Below are 4,283 nucleotides of genomic sequence, written 5' to 3'. Positions count from 1 at the left end.
CTGGTCCCAAGTCATGGTTCCAAGATCCTCGCCCTGACGCGCACGTACGGCCACGGTTTGATTCTCAACCTCCTTATCGCCTACCACGAGGATATAAGGAGCCTTTTGAATAGTGTGCTCGCGGATTTTAAAGCCGATCTTCTCATTTCTCAAGTCCGCGTTTACCCGGAAACCCTTGTGAGCCAAGAAATTTTCCAATTTTTTGACCGCATCGGCCTGATTATCGGTGATATTACAGATAACCGCCTGAGTCGGCGCCAGCCAGGTGGGGAAAGCCCCCTCATAATGCTCGATCAAAATGCCGATAAAACGCTCAAAAGACCCAAGAATGGCTCTATGCAACATAACCGGTGTTTTTCGCTCACCACCTTCTGACACATACTGAGCGCCAAGACGACCCGGCATGGAGAAATCCACCTGAATTGTACCCAACTGCCAAACCCGACCAATACAGTCTTTCAGGGAAAACTCAATTTTCGGCCCATAAAAGGCACCCTCACCGGGCAGCTCTTCCCACGGCAGGCTTTTAGCATCCAGAGCATCGGCCAGTGCCTTTTCCGCACGATCCCAATCTTCATCGCTGCCTACCCGCTTTTCCGGGCGAGTCGATAGCCGATAAATCACTTCGGTAAAGCCAAAATCGTCGTAAACGCTGTGGAGAAAATCAATAAAATCAGCAACTTCAGACTGAATCTGCTCTTCAGTACAGAAGATGTGGGCATCGTCCTGGGTAAATCCACGCACCCGCATGATGCCATGCAGCGAACCCGAGGGCTCATTGCGGTGGCACGAGCCGAATTCCGCCAGCCGCAATGGCAGGTCGCGGTAGCTGCGCAGCCCCTGATTAAAAACCTGCACATGGCAGGGGCAGTTCATAGGCTTGACCGCAAACTCGCGCTCTTCTGCCTTCAACATAAACATATCGTCGCCGAACTTGTCGGCATGCCCCGACTTTTCCCACAGCGACAGATCAACCACTTGGGGTGTACGAATCTCTTCGTAGCCATTCCAGTTTTGCTGTTCACGCATGTACTGCTCAATGGTTTTGTAGACGGTCCAGCCCTTGCTGTGCCAGAAAACCATTCCCGGCGCCTCTTCCTGCATGTGGAACAGGCCGAGCTTCTTGCCAATTTTACGGTGATCGCGCTTTTCAGCTTCTTCCAGCCTGGTCAGGTAGGCCTTCAATTCCTTCTTGTTGCGCCAGGCTGTGCCGTAAACCCGCTGCAGCATTTCGTTATTGCTGTCGCCACGCCAATACGCACCGGCCACCTTGGTCAGCTTGAAGGCTTTCAATTTACCGGTAGAAGGAACGTGCGGACCTCGGCAGAGATCCATCCAGTCACCCTGTTTGTAGACGGAGATTTCCTCGCCAGCCGGCAGGTCGCGAATAATTTCGCACTTGTAGTCTTCACCAAGCTTTTTGAAGGCTTCTACCGCCTCATCGCGGTCCATCACCAGGCGCTGAACAGGTAAATCTTCCGACGCCAGCTCGCCCATGCGCTTTTCAATGGCTTCCAGATCTTCAGGGGTAAACGCACGCTCAAAGGCAAAATCGTAATAGAAGCCATCTTCCACCGTTGGGCCAATGGTGACCTGAGCACCCGGGAAAAGATCCTGTACCGCCATTGCCAGCAAATGGGCGGTTGAGTGGCGAATCACTTCCAGGCCCGCTTCATCACGGTCAGTGATGATCGCCAGCTGAGCGTCTTCATTGATGGTATAACTGGTATCTACTTCACGCCCATCTACGACGCCAGCCAGGGCGGCCTTTGCCAGTCCGGGGCCAATATCCATAGCCACATCGGCAACAGTAACTGGGTTATCGAAGGAGCGCTGACTTCCGTCAGGGAGGGTAACAACAGGCATTGTGTATCCTTAATCCAGTGGTGGCCCCTACCAAAGGCCACATGCTATGGCGACTGCGCCACAAGAGGCACAATAACGATGAAAATGATGAATTGGTATCGAGCCGGCCATTATCCGGATTGAAGCCGGCGCAATCAAGCAAAGTACGACGTGAGCATAGTGCATCTGCGCCTATTGATTACAGTGGCGCAACCGACAATAGCTGTCTAATCTTAAACCAGCACCAACGCCCCTTCCCCCACGAGTATTCTCAACCATGAAGAAGTTAGCAGTAATTGCCCTCATCAGTTCACTTAGCCTTCCTGCCCAGGCGGGTTTTTGGGATAGCCTGTTCGGAGGTGGCGACAGCAAAGAAGCTGCGCCAGAGCCCGCCACTGAACCAAACAAAGAGCCCCCACCCCCTGCCGCTGAAAGCTCAGCAAGCGCCTCGTCATCAATGGCAGCAACCGGGATGCAGCTACTACCGCTACTTTCGCAGTCATTGGGCGTCAGCGGCGCCCAGGCAGCAGGCGGTATGGGCTCACTACTACAGGCAGCGCAAACCCTCCTGTCAAATAGCGAATTTGCCACCATCGCCAAAGCAATACCTGGTGTCGAAACGCTAATGAGAGCTGCGCCTGCGGTGAGCGCAGCGACCGGAGGTGGCGGCATGATGGGCAGCGCCATGGATATGGCATCAAAATACAGCCCGCAGGCGAAAGCGGGCTCAGAGCTTGTATCGCAGTTTAAATCGCTCGGCATGGGTGCCGACATGATTCCCAAGTTCACCGAAGTGGGGAGCAGCTATCTACAGCAGAACGGTAATGGCGAGGCCAGCACCCTACTGAGCAGCGCAATGGGTGGGATACTCTAGCCCCAACGCAAAACAGGGCGAACTCCTGCAACGCAATAGCACCGCGTTGCAGGGGTTCGCCCTGTTGTCAAAGCATCATGCGGCGGGTTTGATTTCCGCCTTGGTGGGTCCAATCCGCTCAGCAATCGGCACCAGCTTCTCCCGGTCAAAACCGTAGAATTTGATGGCATTCTCGCCCAGCATCTTCGTCACTTCCTCATCCGGCAAACCGTGGAAGGTATCGATCATGGCGTCACGGGTGCTCGGCCAAGTACCTTCCGGGTGCGGATAGTCGCTGCCCCACATCACCTGATCAATACCCATATCGTGGCGGTATTTCATATCGCTGCGCGGGATGCACGAAGCCCCAATACCAACGTTGCGTTTGAAGTAGTCGGTCGGGGACATCGACAAGTGCGAACGAAAATCGCCCAGTTTGGCCGAGAAATGCACGTCGTGGTAATTGTGATCCAACAACTGCAGGTAAGGCGGCAACATCCAGCTAGTACCGGTTTCAGTAACCGCAACCTTGAGTTTCGGGAAGCGCTCAAACACACCACCCCAGATCATGAAAGTCAGCGGACGGTAGGTCCAGAAGAAGACCTCGGAAACATACACACCCATGCCGCCGGGGTAGTCGTCCGGCGCCTCTTCAGGGAAGTTTTTACCGAAGTATTCCTTGGTCATCGCACCACCGGAGTGGAAGTTAACAATGATGCCGAGATCTTCACAGGCCCGCCAAAAGGGGTCGTACTTCACGTGGTGATAGGGCTCAAAAGGCCCAGTAGACAGCGGAATCAATACAGCTTTCAGGCCGCTTTCCTTCACCCAGCGCACTTCTTTCACCGCCTCTTCGATATCCCACAGCAGGGGAATCGACGCCACTCCGGCATGCCGCTCAGGAGACTGCGAACAGAACTCCGCCAGCCAGCGGTTATGAGCGCGGGCACCGGCCCACTGCAGCTCCGGCACAATCGTCTCATCCGAAGGCAAACCCAAGCCGGCACCAAAGGGCGGACTGTTGCGCTCCGTAATACCGTCTACAAAAACCACCTCACCGGCAATACCGTCTTCGTCCAGCATTCTGATGCGCTGATCGTGATCCCAGGCGCCGTGCAGGCCATGCTCCACGCCCGCTCGCCATTCATCGTTGATCTCTTTGATCAGAAAGCTCTGCTCAGCTTTCTCCGTCATTTCAATCTGGATGGGCAACGCCATGTCAAAGGTTTCTCGGTATTGCGGGTCCAGGTAGTCACGGTACTTCTCGGGCGGCAGGCCCGCATGACAATCCGATGAGATAACGATATAGCGATCCATAAAACACTCCTGCTATGACAGCGACAGTAGCCCTGCACATCTTCATTATTGTGGGGTAGATGTTGCTAAAGTTACACAGCGTTCTACTTTTTTCAACACAGGCGTCATTACACTTTGGTAGGAATAAAGGCTTGGCGAATTACTGCCCTTTTTGCCGCCCCAGGCTATGTGCACTCGCGGCGCGATCCAGCCGCCTTTTGGCGATACTGTCCAGTCGGGCACCCATTTCCTCCAGGTCTCGGCGAAACTGCCAGACTGCGGCCGCCAG

Annotated in this window: 3 protein-coding genes; 1 reads left to right on the top strand and 2 read right to left on the bottom strand. The window is 54.5% G+C overall.

Annotation, left to right across the window (positions count from 1 at the left end):
• Positions 1-1,866, bottom strand: a 1,866-nt coding sequence (thrS, locus tag ABYP39_RS17650) for a threonine--tRNA ligase (protein WP_372783907.1), incomplete at its 3' end; no start/stop codon positions are given.
• Positions 1,867-2,122: 256 nt separating this feature from the next.
• Between thrS and ABYP39_RS17645 the strand changes: the two genes are divergently transcribed.
• Positions 2,123-2,719, top strand: coding sequence for a DUF2780 domain-containing protein (locus ABYP39_RS17645; protein WP_372748285.1), 597 nt, complete (start codon positions 2,123-2,125; stop codon positions 2,717-2,719).
• 75 nt (positions 2,720-2,794) lie between these two features.
• Here ABYP39_RS17645 and ABYP39_RS17640 read toward each other — a convergent pair whose 3' ends face one another.
• Entirely contained in the window at positions 2,795-4,015 is a 1,221-nt protein-coding gene (locus ABYP39_RS17640) for an amidohydrolase family protein (RefSeq protein ID WP_372748286.1), read from the bottom strand.
• Positions 4,016-4,283: the final 268 nt, after the last annotated feature.

The organism is Litorivivens sp. (genome assembly GCF_041625495.1).
In the GTDB taxonomy this organism is placed as follows: domain Bacteria; phylum Pseudomonadota; class Gammaproteobacteria; order Pseudomonadales; family Spongiibacteraceae; genus Litorivivens.
Note: the sequence above shows the minus strand (reverse complement) of the source record. Positions and strands in the feature narration are given on the sequence as shown.

Bases quoted from the DNA above. Each gene is read 5' to 3' on its own strand.
- ABYP39_RS17645 (WP_372748285.1), top strand. From the start codon at position 2,123: ATGAAGAAGTTAGCAGTAATTGCCCTCATCAGTTCACTTAGCCTTCCT.
- ABYP39_RS17640 (WP_372748286.1), bottom strand. From the start codon at position 4,015: ATGGATCGCTATATCGTTATCTCATCGGATTGTCATGCGGGCCTGCCG.